This is a genomic window from Promicromonospora sp. Marseille-Q5078, from assembly GCF_050315395.1.
Lineage (GTDB): Bacteria > Actinomycetota > Actinomycetes > Actinomycetales > Cellulomonadaceae > Isoptericola.
The window spans coordinates 3651038-3676383 of the sequence record NZ_JBNPQG010000001.1 but is presented as its reverse complement, the minus strand read 5'-3'; the positions used below and the strand labels follow the sequence as shown (position 1 = coordinate 3676383).

General features: G+C 74.7%; 21 protein-coding genes and 1 tRNA gene. 16 read left to right on the top strand and 6 right to left on the bottom strand.

Translation table 11 applies throughout. The features are described 5' to 3' along the window. Positions 1 to 3: 3 nt before the first annotated feature. Complete coding sequence (locus ACQFYA_RS16915) at positions 4 to 669, bottom strand: 5-formyltetrahydrofolate cyclo-ligase (RefSeq protein ID WP_499126101.1); 666 nt, start codon at positions 667 to 669, stop codon at positions 4 to 6. 110 nt (positions 670 to 779) lie between these two features. Here ACQFYA_RS16915 and ACQFYA_RS16910 point away from each other — a divergent pair, with 110 nt between their 5' ends. From ACQFYA_RS16910 to ACQFYA_RS16900, 3 genes are all read left to right on the top strand, one after another. Further along, a complete protein-coding gene (locus tag ACQFYA_RS16910) occupies positions 780 to 1421 on the top strand; it encodes a GNAT family N-acetyltransferase (protein ID WP_499126100.1) in 642 nt (213 codons plus the stop codon). A gap of 103 nt (positions 1422 to 1524) precedes the next feature. Beyond that, positions 1525 to 2838, top strand: coding sequence for a hypothetical protein (locus ACQFYA_RS16905; protein ID WP_499126099.1), 1314 nt, complete (start codon positions 1525 to 1527; stop codon positions 2836 to 2838). 50 nt (positions 2839 to 2888) lie between these two features. Then, a tRNA-Ala gene (locus ACQFYA_RS16900) sits at positions 2889 to 2961 on the top strand. A gap of 58 nt (positions 2962 to 3019) precedes the next feature. Here ACQFYA_RS16900 and ACQFYA_RS16895 read toward each other — a convergent pair. Further along, positions 3020 to 3562 (bottom strand): sugar O-acetyltransferase, encoded by a 543-nt coding sequence (locus ACQFYA_RS16895; RefSeq protein WP_499126097.1) that lies wholly within the window; start codon positions 3560 to 3562, stop codon positions 3020 to 3022. Positions 3563 to 3655: 93 nt separating this feature from the next. Between ACQFYA_RS16895 and ACQFYA_RS16890 the strand changes: the two genes are divergently transcribed. Next, positions 3656 to 5311, top strand: coding sequence for a hypothetical protein (locus ACQFYA_RS16890; RefSeq protein WP_499126095.1), 1656 nt, complete (start codon positions 3656 to 3658; stop codon positions 5309 to 5311). Positions 5312 to 5442: 131 nt separating this feature from the next. Next, positions 5443 to 6891: a beta-N-acetylhexosaminidase gene (locus ACQFYA_RS16885; RefSeq protein ID WP_499126092.1), complete on the top strand. Its 1449-nt coding sequence runs from the start codon at positions 5443 to 5445 to the stop codon at positions 6889 to 6891. Positions 6892 to 6978: 87 nt separating this feature from the next. Here ACQFYA_RS16885 and ACQFYA_RS16880 read toward each other — a convergent pair whose 3' ends face one another. Continuing rightward, on the bottom strand, positions 6979 to 8808 hold the full coding sequence (locus tag ACQFYA_RS16880; RefSeq protein WP_499126090.1) for a dolichyl-phosphate-mannose--protein mannosyltransferase: 1830 nt from the start codon (positions 8806 to 8808) through the stop codon (positions 6979 to 6981). Positions 8809 to 8842: 34 nt separating this feature from the next. Here ACQFYA_RS16880 and rsmI point away from each other — a divergent pair, with 34 nt between their 5' ends. Continuing rightward, complete coding sequence (rsmI, locus tag ACQFYA_RS16875; protein ID WP_499126088.1) at positions 8843 to 9736, top strand: 16S rRNA (cytidine(1402)-2'-O)-methyltransferase; 894 nt, start codon at positions 8843 to 8845, stop codon at positions 9734 to 9736. 101 nt (positions 9737 to 9837) lie between these two features. Here rsmI and ACQFYA_RS16870 read toward each other — a convergent pair whose 3' ends face one another. Further along, on the bottom strand, positions 9838 to 10440 hold the full coding sequence (locus ACQFYA_RS16870; protein ID WP_499126085.1) for an isochorismatase family protein: 603 nt from the start codon (positions 10438 to 10440) through the stop codon (positions 9838 to 9840). A gap of 92 nt (positions 10441 to 10532) precedes the next feature. On the opposite strand from ACQFYA_RS16870, the gene ACQFYA_RS16865 reads away from it, so the two are divergent. Further along, complete coding sequence (locus ACQFYA_RS16865; protein ID WP_499126082.1) at positions 10533 to 11639, top strand: mandelate racemase/muconate lactonizing enzyme family protein; 1107 nt, start codon at positions 10533 to 10535, stop codon at positions 11637 to 11639. Between the two features lie 31 nt (positions 11640 to 11670). On the opposite strand, the gene ACQFYA_RS16860 is transcribed toward ACQFYA_RS16865, so the two are convergent. Next, positions 11671 to 11850: a hypothetical protein gene (locus tag ACQFYA_RS16860; protein ID WP_499126079.1), complete on the bottom strand. Its 180-nt coding sequence runs from the start codon at positions 11848 to 11850 to the stop codon at positions 11671 to 11673. A gap of 165 nt (positions 11851 to 12015) precedes the next feature. On the opposite strand from ACQFYA_RS16860, the gene ACQFYA_RS16855 reads away from it, so the two are divergent. The 9 genes from ACQFYA_RS16855 to ACQFYA_RS16815 all read left to right on the top strand — a co-directional run bounded on the left by ACQFYA_RS16855 (position 12016) and on the right by ACQFYA_RS16815 (position 24077). Beyond that, entirely contained in the window at positions 12016 to 13206 is a 1191-nt protein-coding gene (locus ACQFYA_RS16855) for a PQQ-dependent sugar dehydrogenase (protein ID WP_499126077.1), read from the top strand. 65 nt (positions 13207 to 13271) lie between these two features. Then, positions 13272 to 15056 (top strand): methionine--tRNA ligase, encoded by a 1785-nt coding sequence (metG, locus tag ACQFYA_RS16850; protein WP_499126073.1) that lies wholly within the window; start codon positions 13272 to 13274, stop codon positions 15054 to 15056. 57 nt (positions 15057 to 15113) lie between these two features. Further along, a complete protein-coding gene (gene metG, locus ACQFYA_RS16845; protein ID WP_499126070.1) occupies positions 15114 to 16736 on the top strand; it encodes a methionine--tRNA ligase in 1623 nt (540 codons plus the stop codon). Positions 16737 to 16738: 2 nt separating this feature from the next. Beyond that, entirely contained in the window at positions 16739 to 17692 is a 954-nt protein-coding gene (locus tag ACQFYA_RS16840; protein WP_499126067.1) for a TatD family hydrolase, read from the top strand. A 113-nt stretch (positions 17693 to 17805) separates the two neighbouring features. After that, on the top strand, positions 17806 to 18969 hold the full coding sequence (locus tag ACQFYA_RS16835; RefSeq protein WP_499126065.1) for a resuscitation-promoting factor: 1164 nt from the start codon (positions 17806 to 17808) through the stop codon (positions 18967 to 18969). 234 nt (positions 18970 to 19203) lie between these two features. Further along, on the top strand, positions 19204 to 20499 hold the full coding sequence (locus tag ACQFYA_RS16830; protein ID WP_499126063.1) for a resuscitation-promoting factor: 1296 nt from the start codon (positions 19204 to 19206) through the stop codon (positions 20497 to 20499). A 364-nt stretch (positions 20500 to 20863) separates the two neighbouring features. Further along, positions 20864 to 22210, top strand: a complete 1347-nt coding sequence (locus ACQFYA_RS16825; RefSeq protein WP_499126062.1) for an aggregation-promoting factor C-terminal-like domain-containing protein — start codon at positions 20864 to 20866, stop codon at positions 22208 to 22210. Positions 22211 to 22263: 53 nt separating this feature from the next. After that, positions 22264 to 23136 carry a 16S rRNA (adenine(1518)-N(6)/adenine(1519)-N(6))-dimethyltransferase RsmA gene (rsmA, locus tag ACQFYA_RS16820; RefSeq protein ID WP_499126060.1) on the top strand — a complete coding sequence of 291 codons (873 nt, stop codon included), beginning with the start codon at positions 22264 to 22266 and terminating at the stop codon, positions 23134 to 23136. Next, entirely contained in the window at positions 23133 to 24077 is a 945-nt protein-coding gene (locus tag ACQFYA_RS16815; RefSeq protein ID WP_499126058.1) for a 4-(cytidine 5'-diphospho)-2-C-methyl-D-erythritol kinase, read from the top strand. The genes rsmA and ACQFYA_RS16815 overlap by 4 nt, the downstream gene beginning before the upstream one ends. Positions 24078 to 24227: 150 nt before the next feature. Here the strand turns inward: ACQFYA_RS16815 and ACQFYA_RS16810 are convergent, their stop codons facing one another. After that, a complete protein-coding gene (locus tag ACQFYA_RS16810) occupies positions 24228 to 25211 on the bottom strand; it encodes an acetylxylan esterase (RefSeq protein WP_499126057.1) in 984 nt (327 codons plus the stop codon). Positions 25212 to 25346 lie beyond the last annotated feature (135 nt).

The following is a 25346-nucleotide window of genomic DNA, read 5'->3' as shown; positions in this document are numbered from 1 at the left end:
CGCTCAGCCCTCGCGGGCGGCGGGCAGCTCCTGCCAGCCCTCGGGGGTGACCACGGCGTGCACGGGCACGTCGTGGTCCGCGGTGGGCAGCGGGTGCTCGGCCGAGTCGTAGAGCTCCTCGGGGAAGACGAGCGCGACGACGGGCACACCGGGGCGACGGATCTTCAGGGAGCGGTCGTACCACCCGCCGCCCTGGCCGAGCCGCACGCCGCGGTCGTCGACGGCGAGGGCGGGCGCGACGACGACGTCCGCCAGCGTGATCGCGTCGGGGCCGAGGGCGGGCCCGCCGGGCTCCGGCGGGCGTCCCGGCGCGCGCTCCAGCAGGTCGTCGGGGCCGGCGTACTCTGCCCAGTCGCGCGCCAGCCCGGCGCCGAGCACGGGCAGCAGCACGCGTGTGCCGCGCTCCGCGAGCTGCTCCAGCAGCACGCGGGTGCCGGGTTCGGTGGGGCGGGAGACGTAGGTGGCGACCACCCGCGCGTCGCGGACGGCGGGGACGGTGGCGAGCACCTCGGCGAACGCGTGCGCCGCCTCGTCGCGGAGCCGGGGGGACCGCTCGGCGCGATGGGCGCGGATGGCCCGGCGGAGCTCTTCCTTGGCGTCCGCGACCTCCATCCCGGCGACGACGGGGTACGGCTGGTGGGCTCTCGATCCGTTGCGGTCGCCGTGCATGGGGCCATTGTGGCAGGGTCCCGTTGCGGGAGTCCCGGCGCGCGCCGGTGACGCCGAGAACGGCTTGGCCACGAGGCGCGGGCCGGAGCGTCGGGACGGAACGAGGTGGCATGACCCACAAGCACGCCCGGGGATGGGCCGTGGCCCGCCCGTGGCCGGTGACGCTGCGCGAGGACGGTCCCGCGGGCGCCGTCGTGCTGCGCCCGCTGCGCCGCAAGGACGGGCCCGAGTGGCTGCGGCTGCGGGCCCGGAACGCGGGCTGGCTCGAGCCGTGGGAGGCCACCTCGCCGGGGGAGCGGCCCGCCGCGGCGACGTTCGGCGACTACCTCCGCGCCCTGTCCGCGCAGGCGCGCGCGGGCACCACGCTGCCGTTCGCCGTCGAGCTCGACGGGGCGCTGGTCGGGCAGCTGACCGTCTCCCAGATCGTCTACGGCTCGCTCTGCTCCGCGAGCATCGGGTACTGGGTGTCGCAGGACGTCGCGGGCCGGGGCGTCATCCCCACGGCCGTCGCCATGGCGGGCGACTACTGCCTCGTCGTCCTCGGGCTGCACCGGCTCGAGATCAACATCCGCCCCGAGAACGCGCCCAGCCTGCGCGTGGTCGCGAAGCTCGGCTTCCGCGACGAGGGCGTGCGCGAGCGCTACCTGCACATCCAGGGCAGCTGGCGCGACCACCGCACCTTCGCGCTCACGTCCGAGGACGTCCCCGAGGGCCTCCTCGCCCGCTGGCAGCGGGTCCGCGAGGACGGCTGACCGGCTCGCGACCGGTCCCGACGACGGTTCCCACCAGGGCTGACAACGGACACGCCGCGACGGCGTGCGTCCGTGGTGTCGCACCGTCCCCTACCGTCGTGACGTGGAAACGTCGGCGGCAGGACTCGCGGTGCTCGCGCTGTTCGTCCTGTGGCTGGGCTTCTGGGTGCCGCACCGGCTGCGGCACCGTCAGCAGCTGCTCGAGTCCCGGATGGACGACAGGTTCTCCGGCGGTCTCCGGGTGCTGGCGGTGGCGGAGGCGGGCGGTGCCCGCGGGGTGTCGACCCCGACCGGCGGCGCGGTGCCGCTGCTGGTGCCCGGCACGACGTCCGACGGCGGAGGAGGGGAGAGGCCGATGGGTCTGGACGACGACAGGAGTGCGTCGCGAGCCCTGACGGCTCCGCGCGCCGAGAGTCCCGCGGCCGACCGGCCCCGGGAGTCCCGCCTCGCCCTGCTCGAGCTGCGCGCGGCGCGGGCGCGCCGCCGGCTGCTGCTCACCGTGCTGCTGCTGCTCGCGACCGCGGCCGGGTGGGTCGTCGTCGCGCTGGGCCTCGTGAGCTGGTACGCCGGTGCCGTCCCGTCCGCCCTGCTGCTCGCCGTGCTCGTGCTCGGCCGGGTCGCCGTGCTGCAGGCGCGTCGCACCGACGCGCGCTGGGCGGCGGAGCGCAAGGCGGCGCAGCGGCAGGCGACGGAGGCGCGCGCCCTGGCGAACGGCGGCCCGCACGCCCCGCGCAACCGGGCCCGGGTCACCGGCCACGCCGTGCGCCCCTCGACGACGCACACCCAGATGATCCCTCGGGTGTCCGTGCCGACGACGTCCGACCGGCCCGCGCCGGCCCGACCGGCGCAGCGCGCGCCGCGTCCCTCGGAGCCCACCACGACGTCCCGCGTGACCGTCCCCGCGGACGGCGCGCGCGGCGACGAGAGCGCGGAGCCCGAGCCGGTCGCCGTCGTCTCCGTCGACCGGGCGGCGTCGGGCCGGCAGGTCTTCGACGTGGGTGCGGACGAGCCGGTGCCTGAGCCCGAGCCCGTCGTGCTGGTCGACCCGGGTCCCGGTCCGGTCGCGGGCCCGCCGCCCGTCGGGAGCGAGCCGTGGGAGCCGGTGCCCGTGCCGCTGCCGACGTACGTCACGAAGCCGACCGCGCCGCGCCGTGAGCCGCGCCCGATCCCCGGGGCGTCGGCCGGCCGCGCGCTGCCCGCCGCCGACCCGGTCCGCAGCGCCGCGCTCGCCGCGACGATGCGGGCCACGCTCGGGCCCACGGCGACGCCGGCGGGCGGCGCGGACGCGCGTCGTCAGGAGTCGTCGGCCGCGGGAACGGCCGCCGGTCCGACGGCGGGAGACGAGCCCCGTCCGCGCACCGAGACGCTCGGGCTGCCGCTCGACGAGATCCTCGCGCGGCGTCGCGCGGCAGGCTGAGCCGATTTGCCGACCTGCCCCGACGGGGTGCTAATGTTGGCACCGCTCTCGGGGCTATGGCGCAGTTGGTAGCGCGTCTCGTTCGCAATGAGAAGGTCGGGGGTTCGAATCCCCCTAGCTCCACCCGATGGCCGAAGGCCGCCGCACCTGGTGCGGCGGCCTTCGTCGTGTCCGGGGCCTGTCACCAGGTGCGGCGCACGGTGGCGCTGGTGCCGGTGACGAGGCTCCGGGGCGGCACGTCCTCGGTCACGACCGACCCGGCGGCGACGACGGAGTCCCTCCCGATGGTCACGCCGGGCAGGATGGTCGCGCCGGCGCCGATCCACACGTTCTCCGCCACGTCGATCGGCCCGCCGGTCAGCCACACCTTGCGGTCGTCGGTGTCGACCGGGTGGCCCACCGTGATGAAGGTGACCTTCGGCGCGACCATGACGCGCTCGGCCAGCCGGATGCCCGCGTAGTCCAGGAACGTGCAGCCCTGGTTGACGAACACCCGCTCGGCGAGGTCGAGGTTCAGCCCGTGGTCCGTGTAGAAGGGCGGGTAGATCGTCACGCGCGGGGGCAGCGGGCGACCCAGGATCTGCTCGAAGAGCGCCGCCTTGCCCGCCTCGTCGTCGAAGGGCAGCACGTTGAGGCGCGAGGTGAGCTCGGTGGCGCGCAGCACGCGCTCCGACATGGCCTGGAACTCGGGGCTGTGGATGCGCATGAGGAGGTCGCTCGGCATCCCCCGATCTTCCCGCGACCTGGTGCGGAATGTTCACGAGGTCGTGACGGAGGGCGTCGACCCGGACACGGGGGATGCGCAAAGATGAGGGGCGTGCCCCTCCGGAACGTCCGATTCGTCCTGCCCGCCGTCGTCCTCACCGGTGCCCTCGCACTCTCCGGCTGTGCGGGGTCCTCGCCCGAGCAGGGCTCGGCCCCGTCCACCGGGGCGCCCGCGGTCGCGGTGAACGACCTGTCGACGCACACGGTGCTGCTGGACTCGGCCGATCCCGTGGAGCTGGCGCTGACCACGAGCCAGACGGTCTATGCCCGCTCGGAGGTCGTGGTGCTTGCGGACGCCGACGACGAGGCGGCGCGCCCGGCGCTCGCCGCCACGGCGGAGGCGGTGCACGCCCCCGCGCTGCTGGCCGACGCGGACACCTCCGGCTCCGGCCTCACCGAGGAGATGGAGCGGCTCGGCGCGCGCGCCGCGGTGGTGGTCACGGGCGACGAGGTCGACGAGGCCTCCGACGGGGAAGGCGACGCCGCACCGGGCGAGGCGTCGCGACGCGCCGCGGACGCGGCCGGCGTGCAGGCCGTCGAGGTCTCGCCGGACCTGGTCGAGGGCGAGCACGGCGCCGAGGGGATGCTCGAGGACGACGACCTGGAGGACCTCTCGGCCCGGCTCGACGCGCTGCTCGGCGACGGACCGACGGCGTCGGCCTCCGCGGACGGGAGCGGCGAGACCGGCCGGGACGAGCCGCAGCTGCTGCGCGAGGTCCTCGCGCTCGTCGACCCGGAGGACGGGCAGGAGGCCGCGATCGCCTCCCTGCGCGCGGCGGGCGCCGTGACGACCGAGGTGCCCGGCGGCGACCTGGGCACCCGGCGCGCCGTGCAGACGGTCGACCGGGCGCAGGCGCTCACCGTCGTCGGGGTGGGCCGGTCGTTCGGCGACCCGGCGACCTTCGCGTGGCGCGTCGCGGCCGCGGAGCGGGCCGCCCTGCTCCCCACCCGCTCCCAGCACCTGCTCCCCGCGCGGTACGTCACCGTCGACGCGTCGGTCTGGGACGACCCGGCCACCGCCGTGGCCCGCGCCCAGGCCGCAGCCGCGGCGTACGCACCGGCCGACGACGGCGCGGACGGGGGCACCGACGACGGGGCGGCGGGTCCGGTGGTGCCGACGCTCGTGCTCCCCGCGAGCGCCACGGAGAGCGGCCCCGGCGAGGACGGCGACTGGGTGACCCGGCAGGACGTGGACGCCCTGCGGCCGTTGGTCGCCGCGGCGCGCGACGCCGGGGTGTACGTGCTGCTCGACGTCGGCGCGGGCCCGGGGCCGGTGGTGGACCAGGTGCGGGCGGCCGAGCCGTTGCTGCGGAACCCCGGCGTCGGCGTCGCCCTGCACCCCGAGTCGCGGGTGGGCGACGGTGTGACCACGACGTCCCACGAGATGGCCGCCGCCGAGGTGGACGGCGTGACGGCATACCTCGCCGACCTGGCGTCGCGCGAGGGACTGCCGCCGAGCCTGCTGGTCGTGCACCAGACGCGGCCCGAGTCGGTGGCCGACCGGGCACGGCTGCGCTCGGTGCCCCAGGTGGAGACGGTGCTCGTCGCCGACCGGACGGGCGGTGTCACCACGGGGGAGTGGGTCTGGAACCAGGTGAGCGCCGACGCCCCGGAGGGCCTGCACCTGGGCTGGTCGGGGCCGCCGTCCGGGGTCGCGTCCTCTCTCGTGCCGACCGACCCGGCGCCGGTGGTGATCGCCACGTCCTGAGGGCCGGCGCCGGCGTCGTTGACACCGGTCGGGCGGATTCGGCAGGATCGTTAACGTTTCTCCGTCGGGCCCGTGTCCGACCTGTTCTGTCGCTGTCCCGACCCCTGTCCCGACCCAGGAGACTGATCGCCGTGCTGCCCCTGATCCCGTGGCCCACCGTCGTCGACGGGCAGGACGCGTCGCCCCTCGCCCTGGACGCCGCCTACGTCGTCGCGCCCGACGACTCCCTCGCGGCGCTCGCCGCCGAGCAGCTCGAGGCGTCCGGCGTCCGCGTGGCCGCGACGGGCGACGAGGGCGCGACCCCGGTGGTGCTGCGTCTCGACGACGCCGCCGGCCCGGTGGGCTCCGACAACCCCGAGCGGTACACCTTGCGCGTCACGACCGCCGGCGTCGAGGCCGCCGCGCCGGAGCCGATCGGCCTGTTGCACGCCGTCCGCACCCTGCGCCAGCTCGTCCCCGCCGCGGACACGGAGGGCGGCGGCCCGCGCGCGGTGCCGGCCGTCGTCGTGCACGACGCGCCGCGGTACCGCTGGCGGGGGCTGTCGTTCGACGTCGTGCGGCACTGGTTCGGCCCCGACGACATCCGCGCCGTCGTCGACCTCGTCGCCGCGTTCAAGCTGCGGGTGCTGCACCTGCACCTCACCGACGACCAGGGCTGGCGCATCGAGGTGCCATCCCGCCCCGAGCTGGAGAAGGCCTCCGACAGCCAGGTGGGCGGCGGCACCGCCGGCTTCCTCACCGTCGACGACTACCGCGAGCTGCAGGAGTACGCGGCCGCGCGGTTCGTGACGATCGTGCCGGAGTTCGACATGCCCGGTCACATCAACGCCGCGACGCAGGTCTACGGCGCCCTGACCCACGACGGCCTGACCACCGAGCCCTACGAGGGCATCGAGGTCGGCTTCTCCCGCCTGTGGTTCGACAACCCCGCCACCGAGCCGTTCCTGCGCGACGTCATCGGTGACATCGCCGGGATGACGCGCGGCGAGTGGGTGCACGTGGGCGGCGACGAGGTGCACACGATGGAGGTCGAGGAGTTCGCGAAGTTCGTCGAGCTCGCCGGCCGGATCGTGCGCGAGCAGGGCAAGACGCCGATCTTCTGGCAGGAGGGCGCCCGCGGCCCCGTGGAACCCGGCACGCTGCTGCAGTACTGGGAGCCCAAGGGCGAGGAGTTCGACCGCTTCGTCGCCGCGGCGCACGCGGGCGCGCGGTTCGTCATGTCGCCCGGCAACCACGCCTACCTCGACATGCAGTACGTGCCCGAGCACCCGCTGGGGCTGCACTGGGCGGGGTACGTCGAGCTGCGCGACTCGTACGAGTGGGACCCGACCACCGTCATCGACGGCCTGCCCGCCGACGCCGTCGAGGGGGTCGAGGCCGCCGTCTGGACCGAGACGATCACCACCCGCGACGAGCTGTTCTCGATGCTGCTCCCGCGCCTGGGCGCCGTCGCCGAGGTCGCCTGGACCGCGCCGGAGCGCAAGGACTGGGACGCCTTCCGCGCCCGCGTCGCCGCGCAGGCGCCGGCCTGGCGCGACGGCGGCTGGGCCTTCCACCCGACGCCCCAGGTCGACTGGTGACACCCGCTGGTCGAGCCTGTCGAGATCCGCTGGTTGAGCCTGTCGAAACCGGACCCGCGGTCTCGACAAGCTCAACCAGCAGGGGGATCAGATCCAGGACTCGAGGCGCATGACCGACTGCCAGTACGGGTACGGCACCTGCGTGCCCGTCCACAGCGGGTAGAAGACGACCGACACGGCCAGGATCACGACCAGGACGGCGATGATCGCCGCGACCACGCGGGCGCGGGCGCGACGTCGCCCCTCGGTGCGTTCGAGCGCGACCACCATCGGGTAGACGAGCGTCAGCACCACCCAGGGCGTGAAGGCGATCGTGTAGAACGTGAAGATCGTCCGGTCGCTGAACGGCGGGGCGTACGCGAACCACGGGAGCCAGCCGGCCGCCGTGCCGCTGAGCACGGCGAGGGCACGCCAGTCGCGGAACCTGATACCCAGCCAGATCGTCGCGACGATCGCGAACGCGGCGAGCAGCCACAGCAGCGGGTTGCCCAGCGACGTGACGGCTCGGGCGCACGCGTCCGCGGCGTCGGCGGGGCAGGTGCCCTGGCCGGGCGCCTCCTTCTCCCAGAAGAACGACGTGGGCCGCCACTGCACGATCCAGCCCAGCGGGTGGGACGCGTAGGGGTGGTCGGAGGACAGCCCGGTGTGGAAGTCCCACATCTGCCGGTGGTACTCGACGAGGCTGCGCAGCGAGTCCGGCAGCCAGGTGACGCCCTCGCCGGGATTCTCGGCGGCCCACTGCCGCAGGTAGGCGCCCTGGTTCGCGAACCACGACCACCAGGACGCGACGTACACCACCACGGCGGTGGGCACGATCGCGAGGAACGCGGGCACGGCGTCGACGACCAGCGAGTCCTCCCACCAGCGGCCGACCCCGGCGGCCCGGCGCGCGGCCAGGTCCCACAGGACGGTGAGGATGCCGAAGACGGCGACGAACCACAGCCCCGACCACTTGGTGCCGCACGCCAGCCCGAGGCTGACTCCCGCGGCCAGCCGCCACCAGCGGAAGCCGAGCCGCGGGCCGTAGCGCAGCACGGTGCCGCCCGCGTCGACGATCTCGGCGACCCGGCCCGCGAGCCGTCGTCGCGCCTGCTCGCGGTCCATCACCAGGCAGCCGAACGCGACCAGCACCCAGAACATGAGGAACTGGTCCAGCAGCGCCGTGCGCGAGTGCACGATGGCCTCGCCGTCGACGGCGAGCAGCAGCCCGGCCACGATCCCCATGGCCGACGACGCGAACAGCCGCCGCGCGATCCGCACCAGCAGGAACACGGCGAGGATCCCGATGATCGCGCTGGACAGCCGCCACGCGAAGGAGCTGGTCGCGCCGCCGCCCGCGTCCATGCCGAGCCAGATCATCCACTTGCCGATCGGCGGGTGGACGACGTACGCGGCCTTGTCGAGGTAGGTGAGCACGTCGCCGGCCTCGAACGCCGGGTTCGGCTCGTCCGGCCACTGCGCCTCGAAGCCCAGCCGGCCCAGCGTGAAGGCGTCCTTGACGTAGTACGTCTCGTCGAACACGAGCTGGTGCGGCTGGCCCAGGTGCCACAGCCGTGCGACCGCCGCCAGCAGCGTCACCGCCAGCGTGCCGAACCAGCCCCAGAACCGGTCGCGGCGGCGCAGGTCGAGACGCATCCGCCGGGCCCCCAGCAGACGCTCCAGCAGCCGCGCCTGGGTCGAGCGGCCGTCGGCCTCCTCGGGCGTCGGGTGGAACGCCGGCGCGGGGGCGCTCGCGAACGGCGACGGCGGCGGGGCGGCGGGCTCGGCTCCCGCGTCGTCCGCGCGCGGCCCCTCCGGATCGGACGCCTCGTCCACGGCGTACGGGTCGTCGACCGCGAGGTGGCGGGCGCGGGTCGACGGCGTGCCCGCGAGCGCGGGATCGCCGGTGGTGGAGGCGTCGGCGTCGGGGGCGGTCACCGGGTCATCGTAGGGGCGTGGGACGCTGGTCACCATGACCTCCGAGCCGTCCGCCGCGCCCCGCACCGTCCCGACCGCGGAGGCCGGGGCGGTCGTGCTCGCCGCCACGCCCATCGGGAACGCCGAGGACGCGTCGCCGCGGCTGCGCCGGCTGCTCGCCGAGGCCGACGTCGTCGCCGCCGAGGACACCCGCAGGCTGCACGCCCTCGCCGCGCGCCTGGGCGTGACCGTGCAGGGCCGGGTCACGTCGTTCCACGAGCACAACGAGGTGGCCCGCGCCGACGAGCTGCTGGACGTCGTCGCCGACGGCGGCACCGTCGTCGTGGTGTCGGACGCGGGCATGCCGGCCGTGTCCGACCCGGGCTACCGCGTGGTGGCCCGCGCCGTCGAGCGGGGGGTGCGCGTGACCGCGGCGCCCGGCCCGTCCGCGGTGCTGACCGCGCTCGCGCTGTCGGGGCTGCCCACCGACCGGTTCACGTTCGAGGGGTTCGTGCCGCGCAAGACGGGCGACCGGTCGCGCTGGCTGGGGGCGCTCGCCGCCGAGCACCGCACGATGGTCTTCTTCGAGGCGCCGCACCGCATCGCGGAGACGCTGCGCGCGATGGCGGACGCGTTCGGCGCCGACCGGCCGGCCGCCGTCTGCCGCGAGCTGACCAAGACGTACGAGGAGGTGCTGCGCGGCGCGCTGACCGACGTGGTCGCCGAGGCCGACGCCCGAGCCGCCGACGGCGACGGTCTGCGCGGCGAGATCTGCGTCGTCGTCGGCGGGGCCCCGGCCGGCGCGGCGCCCAGCGTCGAGGACCTCGTGCCCGAGGTGCTGGCGCGGGTCGAGGCGGGGGAGCGGCTCAAGACCGTCGTCGCCGACGTCGCCACCGCCGCCGGGGTGCCCAAGCGCGACCTCTACGCCGCGGCCCTCGCCGCGAGATAGAGAACCCGGCCCGCGAGATAGAGAACCCGGCCCGCGAGATAGAGAGGGGGGCGGACCGCTGATGGCGGTCCGCCCCCTCTCTATCTCGCGGGCCGGGTTCTCTATCTCGCGGTGGAGGGGGCGAGCTCCACGCCGGCTGCGGCGAGCTCCGCGCGGGCCTGCTCGCCCTGCTCGGGGCTGACCGGGATGGTGAGGTCGGTGAGCACGCGGGTGTCGAGGCCGAGACCGACGGCGTCGAGGGCGGTCCGCTTGACGCAGTGCGACTCGACCAGGCCGACGACGTCGACCGCCTCGACGCGGGCGTCGCGCAGGGCCTGCTCCAGGGTGCGGCCGTCGCCGTCGATGCCCTCGAAGCCGGAATAGCCGTGCGCGTACTGGCCCTTTTTCACCGACACGTCGGGCTGCAGGTCGGACAGAGCGGGGTGCAGCTCGGCGTTCGGGGTCCCGGCGATGCCGTGCGGGGGCCACGAGTCGACGAAGTCGGGGTGGTCGCTGAAGTGGTCGCCCGGGTCGACGTGCCAGTCCTGCGTGGTCACGACGATCTCGTACCGGTCGCGGTGGGCGGCGGCGTAGGCCGCGACGTCCTCGGCGACCTGGTTCCCGCCGTCGACGGCGAGCTCGCCGCCCTCGCAGAAGGTCGGCTGGACGTCGACGACGATCAAGGCGCGGGCCGGGGCTCCCGCGGGGGTCGCGCTGGAGGTCATGCGACCACTCTGCCACCGCCCGTTCACGGCACGGTCCGCTAGCGTTCCCGTCCATCGACACGAGACCGACCGCCGATCTCCGGAAGGGCCTCATGACCTCTGCAGACCCCCGCATCAGCTCCGTCCGCCTCGCCCGCCTCGGGACCCGCTACCCCCGCACCGTCGGGCGCAACGCCCGGCTCGGCAGCCACGGCGACGGGCCCGGGTCGGACGTCGCCGTCCTCGTCACCGACGACGGCCGCACCGGCTGGGGGCTGGTGGAGGGCCCGCCCGGCGACGTCTCCCGGGTGGAGGGCCGCGTGCTCTCCGAGCTGGCCGACCCCGCCGTGGGCGTGGTCGACCCCGCCGACCGCTGGCTCGACGTCGCGCTGCACGACCTCCTCGGCGTCGTGCACGACGCCCCGGTGCACGCCCTCCTCGGCGGGCGCGGCACGACCGACGTCGAGGTCTACGACGGCGCGATCTACTTCGACGACCTCGACCCGCAGGAGGCGCCGCGCGGCGTCGACCTGCTGGTCGAGGAGTGCCGGGCGGACGCCGCCCTCGGCTTCCGGGACTTCAAGCTCAAGATCGGCCGCGGCAACCGGTGGATGGACCGGGCCGCGGGCGACGCGCGCGACGTCGAGGTCACGCGAGCGGTGCGGGACGCGCTCCCCGACGCCCGGATCCTCGTCGACGCCAACGACGGCTACGACGTCGACGGCTTCCTCGCCTACCTCGACGCCGTCGTCGACGTCAGCCTCTACTGGGTCGAGGAGCCCTTCCTCGACGACCCGGTCGACCTCAAGGCCCTGCGGGCCTGGCTCGACGCCCGCTCCCCGGCCACGCGCATCGCCGAGGGCGAGACGAGCCCCGACGTCGACGCCCTCCTGCCGGTCGCCGCCGCCGGGTCGATCGACGTGCTGCTCATGGACGTCATGTCGTACGGGCTGACCGCCTGGCGCGGCCTCATGCCCCGGCTCGTGGAGGCGGGCGTGCACGCCTCGCCGCACGCGTGGGGCCGCCCGCTCAAGACGCGGTACGCCGCGCACCTCGCCGCCGGCCTCGGCAACGTCGAGGTGGTCGAGGGCGTGCCGGGCGAGGTGGCGGGCGTCGACCCGGCGCTGCTGCTGCCCCGCGACGGGGTGCTCCGCCTCGGCGACGCCCCCGGCTTCGGACTGCCGCTGCCCGACGACGTCCACCTGCGCCCGGTCGGCTGAGGCCGGTCGACCGAGGCCGGTCGGCGGGCGGTCAGAAGGAGCCGAAGCCGCCGACCGCGGGCGGGCGGAGCGGCTGGACGCCCATCGTGCCGGCGGCCGGGCGGGCGCCGTCCGGGGCGGGCGGGAGGGCGGACAGGTCGCTGTGGCGTTCGCGCTCGGCCTCGTGCTCCCGGCGTCGGAACCAGGTCGAGATGGTGCGGACGATGTGCATCAGTACCTCCGGCTTGGTGCGGACTTGACCACAGGGTGCCAGAACTCCGACCGTCGGTCGACCTCCCGTCGACCGACACGCGCGCGGGCGGGGCGGGAGGATGGGGCCCTGGACCGCGATCCCCGCCACGCCTTCGTCCCCCGCGCGGCCGCGGCCGCGGCCCTCGTGCTGGCCGTCCTCGCCGGCTGCTCCACGTCGGACGACGGCGAGCCGCCGGTCGTGCCGGCGACGCCGGCGCCCACGGCCACGACGGGGAGCCCGGCGGTCCCCACCGAGGAGTCGCCGGCCGCGACGCCGGGGGCCACGGTCGAGACGGTCGTCGACGGCCTGGACGTCCCGTGGGGCCTGGCGCCGCTGCCGGACGGCGCGCTGCTGGTCAGCCTGCGCGACGCGGCCCGGCTGGTCGTCGTCGACCCCGACGCCGGCACGACCGCCGAGGTCACGGGCCCCGGGGCGGACACGCTCGCGGCCGAGACCACGCCGGACGGCGAGGGCGGGCTGCTGGGCGTGGCCCGCGACCCCGGGTCGGGCGACGTCTTCGTCTACCGCACGGGCGCGGACGACAACGCCGTGCTGCGCGGCACGCTGGACGGCGGCGGTGCGGACGGCTGGGTGCTCGGCGAGCTCACGACGATCCTCGACGGCATCCCCCGCGCCGGGCACCACGACGGCGGCGCGCTGGCGTTCGGGCCGGACGGCCACCTCTACGTCGGCACGGGGGACGCGGGCGACGGGCAGCAGTCCCAGGACCCGGCGTCGCTGGGCGGCAAGATCCTGCGCGTCACGACCGACGGCGACCCGGCCCCCGGCAATCCCGACCCGGCGTCCCCGGTCTGGACGTCCGGGCACCGCAACGTGCAGGGCCTGGGCTGGGACGCCTCGGGCCGGATGCTCGCGAGCGAGTTCGGGCAGAACACCTGGGACGAGCTCAACGAGATCGAGCCGGGCGGCAACTACGGCTGGCCGGACGTCGAGGGGCCGGACGGCGCGGGCGACGGCACGGTCGCGCCGGTGGCGTGGTGGTCCACCTCCGAGGCGTCGCCGTCGGGCCTGGCCGTGACCGACGACGCCGTGTACCTCGCCGGGCTGCGCGGCGAGCGGCTGTGGCGGGTGCCGTTCGGCAGCACCGCCTCCGGGGCGACCGAGGGCGACCGCGTCGACGCCGACGGCAGCGTGCGCGCGCTCGGCGAGCCGCAGCCGCTCCTCGCCGAGGAGCTGGGGCGCCTGCGGAACGTGGCGCCGGTCGTGACCGGGGGAGGCGACGCCGACGGGCTGTGGGTGCTGACCAACAACACCGACGGGCGCGGGTCGCCGCGCGACGGCGACGACCGGCTGGTGCGGGTCACGCTCGGCTGACGCGGTCGTGGCCGGGGCGCCGGACGGGGCGGGAGCGCCGCCGCCCGGCCCCTAGAATCGCGGGCGTGACCCACATCCTCTCCGCCGTGGCCTGGCCCTACGCCAACGGCCCGCGGCACATCGGCCACGTCGCCGGCTTCGGCGTTCCCTCCGACGTCTTCAGCCGGTACATGCGGATGGCGGGTCACGACGTGCTGATGGTCTCCGGCACCGACGAGCACGGGACGCCGATCCTCGTGCAGGCGGAGCAGGAGGGCGTCACGCCCCAGCAGCTCGCGGACCGCTACAACCGCGTGATCGTCGAGGACCTCGCGTCCCTCGGGCTGTCGTACGACCTGTTCACCCGCACGACGACACGCAACCACTACGCCGTCGTGCAGGAGATGTTCCGCACGGTGCACAAGAACGGCTACATGGTCGAGAAGACCACGATGGGCGCGATCTCACCGTCCACCGGCCGCACGCTGCCCGACCGCTTCATCGAGGGCACCTGCCCCATCTGCGGGTACGACGGCGCGCGCGGCGACCAGTGCGACAACTGCGGCAACCAGCTCGACCCGATCGACCTGAAGAACCCGCGCAGCCGCATCAACGGCGAGTCGCCCAGGTTCGTCGAGTCGAACCACTTCTTCCTCGACCTGCCGGCGTTCGTCGACGCGCTGAGCTCCTGGCTCGGCGCCCGCGACGGGTGGCGGCCCAACGTGCTGAACTTCAGCCGCAACCTGCTCGACGACGTGCGCCCGCGCGCCATGACGCGCGACATCGACTGGGGCATCCCGGTGCCGCTCGAGGGCTGGGAGGACAACCCGTCCAAGCGGCTGTACGTGTGGTTCGACGCCGTCATCGGCTACCTGTCCGCGTCGATCGAGTGGGCGCGCCGCTCCGGCGAGCCCGAGGCCTGGCGCGAGTGGTGGACGAACCCCGACGCGCGGTCGTTCTACTTCATGGGCAAGGACAACATCACGTTCCACTCGCAGATCTGGCCGGCGGAGCTGCTGGCGTACGACGGCCGCGGGACCAGGGGTGGGGCGCCCGGCCCGTACGGCGAGCTGCAGCTGCCGACGGAGGTCGTGAGCAGCGAGTTCCTCAACGTCGAGGGGCAGAAGTTCTCGAGCTCGCGCGGCGTGGTCATCTACGTGCGCGACATGCTGGCCCGCTACCAGCCCGACGCCTTCCGGTACTACGTGGCGGCCGCCGGGCCGGAGACCCAGGACGTCGACTTCACGTGGGACAGCTTCCTGCGCCGCACGAACGACGAGCTGGTCTCGGGCTGGGGCAACCTCGTGAACCGCACGGCGAGCATGGTGCACAAGAACTTCGGGCAGATCCCGGCGCCGGGCGAGCCGGCCGACGTGGACCGGGGCGTCCTCGCGACCACCGGCGAGGCGTTCGGCACGATCGGCGGGCTCATCGGGTCCAACCGGCAGCGCGCGGCGATCGCCGAGGCCATGCGCGTCGTCGGCGACGTCAACCGGTACGTGTCCGAGACGGAGCCGTGGAAGCTCAAGACGGACCCCGACCGGCTGGCGACCGTGCTGCACACCGTCACGCAGGCCGTGAGCGACTGCAACACGCTGCTCAGCCCGTTCCTGCCGCACTCGGCGCAGCAGGTGCACGAGACGATCGGCGGCACCGGGACCTTCGCGCCCCAGCCGCGCATCGACGAGGTCACCGACCTGGACGACGCCTCCCGGCAGTACCCCGTCATCACCGGCGACTACGGCTTCCCCTCGTGGGAGTCGCGTCCCGTGACGGCGGGCGCCGCGATCGGGAAGCCCGCTCCCGTGTTCACGAAGCTCGACGACTCGATCGTCGAGGAAGAGCTCGAGCGGCTGCGCGAGAAGGCCTGAGCGCAGGCTCGTCCCGCGGGCCGAGGAGGCCGCCGCGTCGCAACTACGATGGGCACCATGCCCGAGCCCGCGAAGACCTTCTACCTGACGACGCCGATCTACTACGTCAACGACGCCCCTCACATCGGGCACGCGTACACGACGGTCGCGGCCGACGTCGTCACCCGCTGGCACCGTCAGCGCCAGGAGGACGTCTGGTTCCTCACCGGCACGGACGAGCACGGCGAGAAGGTGCTGCGCACCGCCGAGGCGAACGGGGTCAGCCCGCAGGAGTGGGCGGACCGCCTGGTCGACACGGCGTGGCAGCCGGTGCTGCAGACGCTCGACGTGCGCAACGACGACTTCATCCGCACCACGCAGGAGCGGCACGAGTCCGCCGTCCAGGTCTTCCTGCAGGACCTCCACGACAAGGGCGAGATCTACGCCGGCTCCTACGAGGGTCCCTACTGCGTGGGCTGCGAGGAGTACAAGCTCCCGGGCGACCTGGTCGACGGCACGGGTGAGTACGAGGGCCAGAAGCTGTGCCCCATCCACCTCAAGCCGGTGGAGATGCTCGCGGAGGAGAACTACTTCTTCCGCATGAGCGCCTACGCGGACCGCCTCCTCGCGCTGTACGAGGAGCATCCCGAGTTCGTGCAGCCCGCCAGCGCCCGCAACGAGGTGATCGGGTTCGTCAAGCAGGGCCTGCAGGACCTGTCGATCTCGCGGTCCACGTTCGACTGGGGCATCCCGATCCCGTGGGACGACAAGCACGTGCTGTACGTCTGGTTCGACGCCCTGCTCAACTACGCCACGGCCGTCGGCTACGGCGCGGACGACGAGGCGGCGCGCGAGAAGTTCGCGCAGACGTGGCCGGCCGACGTCCACCTGGTCGGCAAGGACATCCTGCGGTTCCACGCCGTCATCTGGCCGGCCATGCTGATGGCCGCGGGGCTGCCGCTGCCGAAGCGCGTGTTCGCGCACGGCTGGCTGCTCGTGGGCGGCGAGAAGATGAGCAAGTCGCGGCTCACCGGCATCGCCCCGGGCGACATCATCGACACCTTCGGCTCGGACGCCTTCCGCTACTACTTCATGCGGACCATCGCCTTCGGCGGCGACGGCTCGTTCTCCTGGGAGGACATGGTCGCGCGGTACAACGGCGAGCTCGCCAACGGGTTCGGCAACCTGGCCTCGCGCACGGCCGCGATGATCGGCAAGTACTTCGGCGGCGTGCTGCCGAAGCCCGGCCCGGCGACCGACCTCGAGGCGAACCTCGAGGCCGTCGCCGCGAAGGCCGTGGCGGACGCCGAGGCGGCGATCGACCGGCTGGCCATCCACGACGCCGTCGGCGCCGCGTGGTCGCTGGTGGACGCGACCAACGGGTACATCACCGAGACGGAGCCGTGGAAGGTCGCCAAGGCGCCGGGCGAGACCGACGACGACGGCCACGGCGTGGACGGCGGGCGGCTCGCGACGTCGCTCGTGACGGCGGCGGAGGCGCTGCGCTCGCTCGCGGTGCTGCTCAACCCGGTCACGCCGAAGGCCGCGCACGGGCTCTGGGACGCGCTGGGGGCCGAGGCTGCGCTGGGGTCGCTCGACTCCCAGCCGGTGGCGGGGGCGGCGCAGTTCGGCGTCCTGCCCGCCGGGACCGCGGTGACCAAGGGTGCGGCGCTCTTCCCGCGCCTCGCCGACGACGCCTGACCGTGGGGCGCAAGCGCGAGCGCGGGTTCCCGGCGGACCCCGAGCCCCTGCCCGTCCCGGTCGCCGACAACCACACGCACCTCGACGCGATCGCGGGCGTCCTGCCGGAGGGCACGGCCGCCCCGAGCGTCGCCGAGCACCTGGCCCGCGCCGCCGCGGCGGGGGTCGACCGGGTCGTGCAGGTGGGCTGCGACCTGCCGGGCATCGACTGGACGGTGGAGCTGCTGCGCGACCCGCTGGTCGAACCTGTCGAGACCGGGTCCCGACAGGCTCGACGGGCGAGCGTGCTCGCGGCCGTCGCGATCCATCCCAACGAGGCGGTCCTGCACGCGGGGGTGCGCGAGGTCGGCCCGGACGGCCTGGAGCCGGACCCGGCGGCCCATCACGCCGCGTCCCTCGACGACGCGCTCGCGCGCGTCGCGGAGGTCGCGCGCGCCCAGCCGCGCGTGCGGGCGGTCGGCGAGACCGGCATGGACCTGTTCCGCACCGGCCCGCAGGGCGAGCGGGTGCAGCGCGAGGCGTTCCGCGCGCACGTGGCGCTGGCCAAGGAGCTCGGGCTGGCGCTGCAGATCCACGACCGGGACGCGCACGCGCAGGTGATCGACGTCCTGCTGGCCGACGGCGCCCCGGAGCGCACGGTGTTCCACTGCTACTCCGGCGACGAGGAGATGGCCGCCCTGGCGGCCGAGCACGGGTGGTTCCTGTCGTTCGCCGGGCCGGTGACGTACCCGAAGAACGACCACCTGCGCGCCGCCCTGCGCGCGGTGCCGCTCGAGCTGGTGCTGGTCGAGACGGACGCGCCCTACCTGCCGCCGCACCCGTACCGCGGGCAGCCGAACGCGCCGTACGTGGCGGCGCACACGGTCCGCGCGATGGCCGACGTGCTCGGACGCCCGCTGGACGACGTCTGCCGGGCGCTCTCGGCCACGTCCGAGCGCGTGTACGGCGCCTGGTGAGGCGCCCGGGCGACGAGCGGGGCACCCCGGGGCTTCCCCCGTGGTCACGGTTCCGTTACGGTCTGGTGCTCGTGCGGAGATCGAGGACGAAGCGGGCGTCGGGCGGGTCGACCGTGCCTCGTCGCGCCCCCCTCGCCGGCGCCGCCCGGCACGCCGTCCACGGCGCCGTCGTGCTCGCCCTGGTGGGCGGCACCGCCGCCGTCGCGCAGGTGCACAAGACGATGACGATCGACTACGACGGCCGCGTCGCGACGGTCGACGCGTACGGCGCGTCCGTGGCGGACGTGCTGCGCTACCACCACATCGCGACCGGCCCGGACGACCTGGTGCAGCCGGCCGCGTCGTCGGCGGCCATGGACGGCGGCGAGGTCGTCGTGCGGTCGAGCCGCGACGTCACGGTCGAGATCGACGGCGAGGTGTCGACGTTCCCGACCACGGCGCACACGGTGGGCGAGCTGCTGGCCGCGCTCGGGCCCCGTGGCGCGGACGCCGTCACCTCGGCGTCGCGCACCGCGCCGCTGGACCGCGCGCCGGTGCGGGTCTCGACCACGAAGACGGTGCAGGTGGCGGTCGACGGCCTCGTCCTGCCGATCCGCACGTCGCAGTCCACGGTGCGCGACGTGCTGGGCACCGCCGGCATCACGCTGGGGAAGCACGACCGCACGTCGGTGCCGCTCGGCGCGGCCGCCGTCGACGGGATGGTCGTCATGGTCAGCCGCGGCGACACGGACGCCGACCGGAAGACCGAGGTCATCCCGTTCGAGACCGAGCGCGTCGAGTCCGACGAGCTGCCGAAGGGCTACGAGGTCGTGCAGACGACCGGCGTGCCGGGGGAGCGCGTCACCACCTACGAGGTGCGCACCCTGGACGGCGCGGAGGTGGAGCGCACCGTGCTCGACCGCGAGGTGACGCGCGAGCCCGTCGACGAGGTCGTCCTGGTCGGCACGCTCGACGTCTCGACCGCGACCCCCGACCCGGGCTCGGCGAAGGCGATCGGCAAGGCGATGGCCGCCGAGCGCGGCTGGGGCGGCGACCAGTACGCCTGCCTCGAGAAGCTCTGGGACAAGGAGTCCGGCTGGCGCTGGAACGCCGAGAACCCGTCCAGCGGGGCGTACGGCATCCCGCAGGCCCTGCCCGGCACGAAGATGGCGTCGGCCGGCTCGGACTGGCGCACCAACCCGTCGACCCAGATCGAGTGGGGGCTGGGCTACATCTCGGGCCGGTACGGCACCCCGTGCGGGGCGTGGAGCCACTCCATGTCGGTGGGCTGGTACTGATCCCCGGCACCCGGCGAGGGTGTGACGGCGGCGTGACGCCGGTGTGAGACCGCCCACGCGGATCGTCCCGACTTTTCGGGCACCCCCGGACAGACGCGGGCATCCGTACCATGACCGGGCTTGGCCGATGATCACGATCCGGTTACGGTCTTCGGAGCCACCGGATCGACCTCGGACCCGACCGCCAGTCGGGCGCCCGCCGTCGTGGCCGGAACTCACGACGACTGGACCTGTGTGAACTCCTCGAACGAGTCTCCCGACCCCTCGGCCGAGTCGACGCCCGCGGCGTCCGGCGCCGGCACCACCACCGCCACGCGCCGCCGTCGGCTACCGCTCATCGCCGGCCTCGCGGCCGGTGCGCTCGTCCTCGCGGGCGGCGCGGCCACGGCCTACGAGTCGGCCCGCAAGAACGTGACCCTCGACATCGACGGCCAGACCCGGACCGTCGACACCTTCTCCGGTTCCGTCGCCGGCCTGCTGGACGCCCAGGGCGTCCGCGTCGGCGACCGCGACACCGTCACTCCCGGCACGGATGCCGCCCTGCGCGACGGCTCCCAGGTCGTGGTCCGCTACGGGCGCGAGCTCACCGTGGACGTCGACGGCGAGCAGGACGACGTGTGGGTCACCGCGCTCGACGCCGAGGAGGCGCTCCGCGGCCTCGACGCGCGCGGCTCCGACGTCTCCCTCGTCGCGTCCCGCTCCGGCGACCGCGCGTCGCTGCCGCTCCAGCTCGACGCCGACCAGCCGGTCGCCGTGGTCGCGGACGGCACGACGAGCGTCGTCGACGACGGGTCCGTCGGCCTCGAGGCGATCCTCCAGGGCCTCGGCCTGACCGTCGACAAGGACGACCACGTCTTCGTCGAGCGCCAGGCCGCGAAGGCCGAGGACGACCCGCAGGTGCGCATCGTCATCGAGCGCGTGAAGACCTCCAAGGTCACCAAGAAGGTGGAGGTGGACCACAAGTCCCGCACCGAGCAGGACGCCGACCGCTACTCCGACCTGGGCAGCACGGTGGCCCAGGAGGGCAAGGACGGCGAGCGCACGCTCACGTACCGCGTGACCACCGTCGACGGCGACGTCGTCGCCAAGAAGAAGCTCTCGGACAAGGTGACGACCAAGCCGGTCACGGAGGTCGTCGTCGAGGGCACCAAGGAGCGCCCCGAGCCCGAGCCCGAGCCGGAGCCCGCTGACGACTCGTCGTCCGACAGCTCGTCCTCCGACAGCTCGTCCTCGTCCTCGTCCTCGTCCTCGTCGTCGTCGAGCGGCTCGTCGGCCGCCACCGGCTCCGCGCCCGCGGGCGTGTGGGCGGACCTGGCCCAGTGCGAGTCGGGCGGCGACCCCGCCACGAACACCGGTAACGGCTACTACGGCCTGTACCAGTTCTCGGCGCAGACCTGGCAGGCGATGGGCGGCAGCGGCCTCCCGTCGGAGAACTCGGCCGCCGAGCAGACCCGCATCGCCCAGAAGCTGCAGGCGCAGTCGGGCTGGGGCCAGTGGCCCGGGTGCGCGGCCAAGCTCGGCCTGCTCTGACCGGTCGCCCACGAGCGACACGACCGCCCGGACCGGCAATGCCGGCCCGGGCGGTCGTGCGTCCGGGGCCCTGGCGCGAACGTGGGCCTCGTCACGACCGGGCCCACGGATTAGGTTCCCGATAACGAATCGGTTACGGTCGTGAGTCCCGCGTGCGAGACGTGCCTTCCAGGTGTACGCGACGCGGACCGAAACCGCCGGATCGGTGGGTCGGAACTCGGCGCCCCCAGGGCGTAGAGGCCGGGAGCGAAGCGCGATCGCGCCGCCCCGGTGCGTGACGGGTCGTCGAGGCCCGCCGCCGACGACCGTGCCCGGACAGCACGACGACTGGACTCTCGTGACCCGCACCCCCCAGACCTCCCCTGTGCCTGCCGTGCCGGACGCCGGCGCTGACACCCCCACCCCCGCGGCGACCCGCTCCCGGCGCCGCTGGCCCCTCCTGGCCGCCGCGACCGCTGCCGCGGTCGCCGTCGCCGGCGGCGCGGTCGCCTACGCCGACGCGCGCAAGACCGTGACGCTCGACGTCGACGGCGCCGTGCGCACCGTCACCTCGTACTCCGGCTCCGTCGACGACCTCCTCACCTCGCAGGGCGTCGTCGTGGGCGACCGCGACGTCGTGACCCCGTCGGCCGGTGCCGACCTCGAGGACGGCGCCGACGTCGTCGTCCGCTCCGGCAAGGAGCTCAACCTCCAGGTGGACGGCAAGAAGACCGACGCCTGGGTCACCGCCCTCGACGCCAGCGAGGCGCTCGACACCCTGACCGCCCGCGGCGGCGACGTGCGCATCGTCGCGTCCCGCTCCGGCGACCGGGCCTCGCTGCCCGTGGACGTCGACACCGACGGCCCCGTGGCCGTGGTGCACGACGGCACGACCGACGTCGTGGACAGCGCCGACGACGTCGAGGCCGTGCTGGCCGAGGCGGACGTGAAGCTCGGCACGAAGGACCGCGTGCACGTCACCGACTCCGCCAACGCCGAGGTGAAGAAGGACGTGACCGAGGCCGTCGCGGCCGAGAAGAAGCAGGGCGCGGCAAAGGACGGGAAGCAGGCGGGGACGACCGCGGCGCAGACCGAGGAGGTCGCCGCGACCGAGACCGCCACGCCGCAGGTCGCCGTCGTCGTCCAGCGCGTCGAGACCAAGAAGGTCACGACCACGAAGGCGATCGCGCACGACACGACCACCAAGAAGTCGTCCGGCCGGTACTCGGACCTCGACGCGAAGGTCGCGACGAAGGGCAAGGACGGCGAGCGCACCATCGTCCAGCAGGTCACGACGATCGACGGCAAGGTCGTGAAGCGGTCCGAGGTCTCGGACAAGGTCACCACGAAGCCCGTGACCCGCGTGCTCGTGAAGGGCACCAAGGAGCGCCCCGAGCCCGAGCCCGAGGAGAGCACGACCACGACCTTCTCGGGTTCCACCCGGTCGATCGGCCAGCAGATGGCCGCCGCCCGCGGCTGGAGCGGCTCCGAGTGGACCTGCCTCGAGTCCCTGTGGACCAAGGAGTCCGGCTGGAGCGCCTCCGCGGCCAACCCGTCGTCGGGCGCGTACGGCATCCCGCAGGCGCTGCCCGGCTCGAAGATGGCGTCCGCCGGCTCCGACTGGCAGTCGAACCCCGCCACGCAGATCGAGTGGGGCCTCGGCTACATCGCCGACGTGTACGGCACCCCGTGCGGCGCGTGGGGCCACTCGCAGTCCGTCGGCTGGTACTGAGACGCCGGTCGCGCCGACCGGCACGGAGCGGGTCGCCGAATAGACTCGCCCTCATGACCCACACCCCTGGCGCCCTGCTCGGCCCTGCGGAGATCCGCGAGCTGGCAGGGCGCCTCGGCGTCCGCCCCACCAAGACGCTCGGGCAGAACTTCGTGCACGACGGCGGCACGGTACGCAAGATCGTCCGCGCCGCCGGGCTGCGGCCGGGGGAGCGCGTCGTCGAGATCGGCCCGGGCCTGGGGTCGCTGACCCTGGGGCTGCTCGAGGCAGGGGCGTCCGTCGTCGCGGTCGAGATCGACCGGGTGCTGGCGGGGCAGATCGCCGAGACCGTCCGCGCCCACGCGCCCGAGGCGGACTTCGAGGTGGTGCACGCCGACGCGCTGGAGGTCACCGAGCTGCCGGGCGAGCCGCCCACGGCGCTCGTCGCGAACCTGCCGTACAACGTCGCCGTGCCCGTGCTGCTGACCTTCCTCCAGCGCTTCCCCTCGCTGGAGCGCGTGCTCGTCATGGTCCAGGCCGAGGTGGCCGACCGGCTGGCCGCCGGCCCGGGGTCGCGCACCTACGGCGTGCCGTCGGTGAAGGCCGCCTGGTACGCGAGCGCGCGGCGGTCGCTCAACGTGAGCCGGCACGTGTTCTGGCCGGAGCCCAACGTGGACTCCGCGCTCGTCGCGCTGGAGAAGCACGACCCGCCGGTCACGACGGCGACGCGCGAGCAGGTGTTCGCCGTCGTCGACGCTGCGTTCGCCCAGCGCCGCAAGACGCTCCGGGCCGCCCTGGCGACCACCTTCGGCTCCGGCGCCGCCGCCGAGGTGGCGCTGCGGGCCGCGGGCGTGGACCCGAGCCTGCGGGGCGAGCGGCTCGAGGTCGCCGACTTCGCGCGGATCGCCGAGCAGCTTCCGGTCGCTGCTGGCACGGTGGACGCGTGACGCACCTCGCCGCCGCCCCGTCGCCGTCCGTGCGCGTCCGCGCGCCGGGCAAGGTCAACCTGTCGCTGCGCGTCGGCGCGGTCCAGGACGACGGGTACCACCCGCTGGCGACGATCTTCCAGGCGGTGGCCCTCTACGAGGAGGTCACCGCCACGCAGGTGCCCGAGGGCGCCGGCATCACGATCACCGTGGACGGCCCCCAGGCCGACCACGTGCCGGTGGACTCCTCGAACCTCGCCTGGCGGGCGGCGGAGGCCGTGGCCCGGCGGGTCGGCGTCGCACCGGACGTCGCGCTGCACCTCGCCAAGGGTGTGCCCGTGGCCGGCGGCATGGCGGGCGGGTCGGCCGACGCGGCGGCGACGCTCGTCGCCTGCGACGCCCTGTGGCAGACGGGCCTCAGCCGCGACGACCTGGCGACGCTCGCCGCCGGGCTCGGCTCCGACGTGCCGTTCGCCCTGCTGGGGCACACCGCCGTCGGCACGGGCCGCGGTCACCTGCTGACGCCCGCCATGGCGCGCGGCGAGTTCCACTGGGTGTTCGCCACGCAGGAGGAGGGGCTGTCGACCCCCGCCGTCTACGGCCGCTTCGACGAGCTGACGGCCGACGCGGGCGACGCGCCCGACGACCCGGGGCTGGCCGAGGACAACGGGCTCATGCAGGCGCTGCGCGCGGGCGACGCGCACGCGCTCGGGCGCGCCCTGCACAACGACCTGGAGCCCGCCGCGCTGTCGCTGCGTCCCGAGCTGGAGCGCACGCTCGCGGTCGCCCGCGACGCGGGCGCGCTCGGCACGCTCGTGTCCGGCTCCGGCCCGACGGTGGCGGCGCTCGCCCGGTCGCGGCAGCACGCGCTGGCGGTCGCCGCGTCCTGGACCGCCGAGGGCGCCGCCGACTCCGTGTGGTGCACCTCCGGCCCCGCGCAGGGAGCCCGCCTGCTCCCCTGACGCCGAGGTAGTGCGAACCGTGCCGCGAGATAGAGAGGGACTCCGCCGAGATAGAGAGGGGACGGCCCGCAGCCGGCTGCGGGCCGCCCCCTCTCTATCTCGGCGGAGTCCCTCTCTATCTCGCGGTCTGCCTGCTCCGGCCGGCGCTGGTCAGAGGTGCTTGGCCAGCCAGGAGAGGGTCGGGGCGAAGCGGTAGCCCTGCCCGCCCTCGTGCCCGTTGTACGGGTAGACGTCGATCGCCTTGTCCGGGGCCGTCTCGCCGAGCGCGCCCCACTGGTTGTAGGCGGCGTACACCGTGGACGGCGGGCACACCGCGTCCATGAGGGCGGTGGAGAACAGGCCGGCGGCGCGGGCGCGGCGGGCGAACGAGACGCCGTCCAGGTAGGAGAACGTGCGCCAGACGGCGTCCTCGTGCTCGCGGTGCACCGACAGGTAGCGGGTGATCTCGCCGTACGGCATGGCGTCGGAGATCTGCACGGCACGCCGGTAGTGGCACAGGAAGGGCACGTTCGGGACGGCGGCGGAGAGGTCCGGCACCAGGCCCGCCACGGCGACCGCGATGCCGCCGCCCTGGCTCGTGCCCGCGACCGCGACGCGGGCGGGGTCGACGCCGTCGACCTGCCGCACCGCGTCCACCGCCCGCACGCCGTCGGTGAAGACGCGGCGGTAGTAGTGGTCGTGCGGGTCGAGCACGCCGCGGGTCATGAAGCCGGGGGAGGCGGGGCCGCTGCCCACCGGGTCGGGGGTGTCCCCGCCGTGCCCCCAGCCCGACCCCTGCCCGCGCGTGTCCATGACGAGGTGCGCGTACCCCGCGGCGGCGAGGCCCAGGTGGTCGTGCGCCAGGCCGCGGCCGCCGCCGTACCCGACGAACTCGACGACGGCCGGCAGCGGGCCGTCCGCGCGCGCGGGCCGGGTCAGCCACGCCTTGACCGGCTGCCCGTCGAACCCGGGGAAGGTGACGTCGTCCACCACGAGCTCCGTGAGCCCGGTGTCGACCCGGGCGAGCTCCGGGGCACCGTCGTGCGCGCGGCTCTCGACGAGGGTCTGCGACCAGAACCCGTCGAAGTCGGCGGGCTCGTCGACCTCCGGCGCGTACGCCTCGAGCTCGGGCACGGGCAGGTCGAACTGGGCCATCGGTTCCTCCGGGACTTCCTGCGGCTCTGCGGTGTCGGGCTGCACTGTAGCGGGGCGCCGCCGTGGCCGGGGAGAACGCTTCCCGCGCCGGACGTCTACAGTGCAACCACCTCCGGGCGCGACGACCGCGGTGCG

Excerpts from the sequence above, each read along its gene's own strand:
- metG (WP_499126070.1), top strand. The coding sequence starts at position 15,114 with ATGCCCGAGCCCGCGAAGACCTTCTACCTGACGACGCCGATCTACTAC.
- rsmI (WP_499126088.1), top strand. The coding sequence starts at position 8,843 with ATGACCTCCGAGCCGTCCGCCGCGCCCCGCACCGTCCCGACCGCGGAG.
- ACQFYA_RS16865 (WP_499126082.1), top strand. The coding sequence starts at position 10,533 with ATGACCTCTGCAGACCCCCGCATCAGCTCCGTCCGCCTCGCCCGCCTC.
- ACQFYA_RS16870 (WP_499126085.1), bottom strand. The coding sequence starts at position 10,440 with ATGACCTCCAGCGCGACCCCCGCGGGAGCCCCGGCCCGCGCCTTGATC.
- ACQFYA_RS16910 (WP_499126100.1), top strand. The coding sequence starts at position 780 with ATGACCCACAAGCACGCCCGGGGATGGGCCGTGGCCCGCCCGTGGCCG.
- ACQFYA_RS16810 (WP_499126057.1), bottom strand. The coding sequence starts at position 25,211 with ATGGCCCAGTTCGACCTGCCCGTGCCCGAGCTCGAGGCGTACGCGCCG.
- ACQFYA_RS16860 (WP_499126079.1), bottom strand. The coding sequence starts at position 11,850 with ATGCACATCGTCCGCACCATCTCGACCTGGTTCCGACGCCGGGAGCAC.
- ACQFYA_RS16895 (WP_499126097.1), bottom strand. The coding sequence starts at position 3,562 with ATGCCGAGCGACCTCCTCATGCGCATCCACAGCCCCGAGTTCCAGGCC.
- rsmA (WP_499126060.1), top strand. The coding sequence starts at position 22,264 with ATGACCCACACCCCTGGCGCCCTGCTCGGCCCTGCGGAGATCCGCGAG.
- ACQFYA_RS16915 (WP_499126101.1), bottom strand. The coding sequence starts at position 669 with ATGCACGGCGACCGCAACGGATCGAGAGCCCACCAGCCGTACCCCGTC.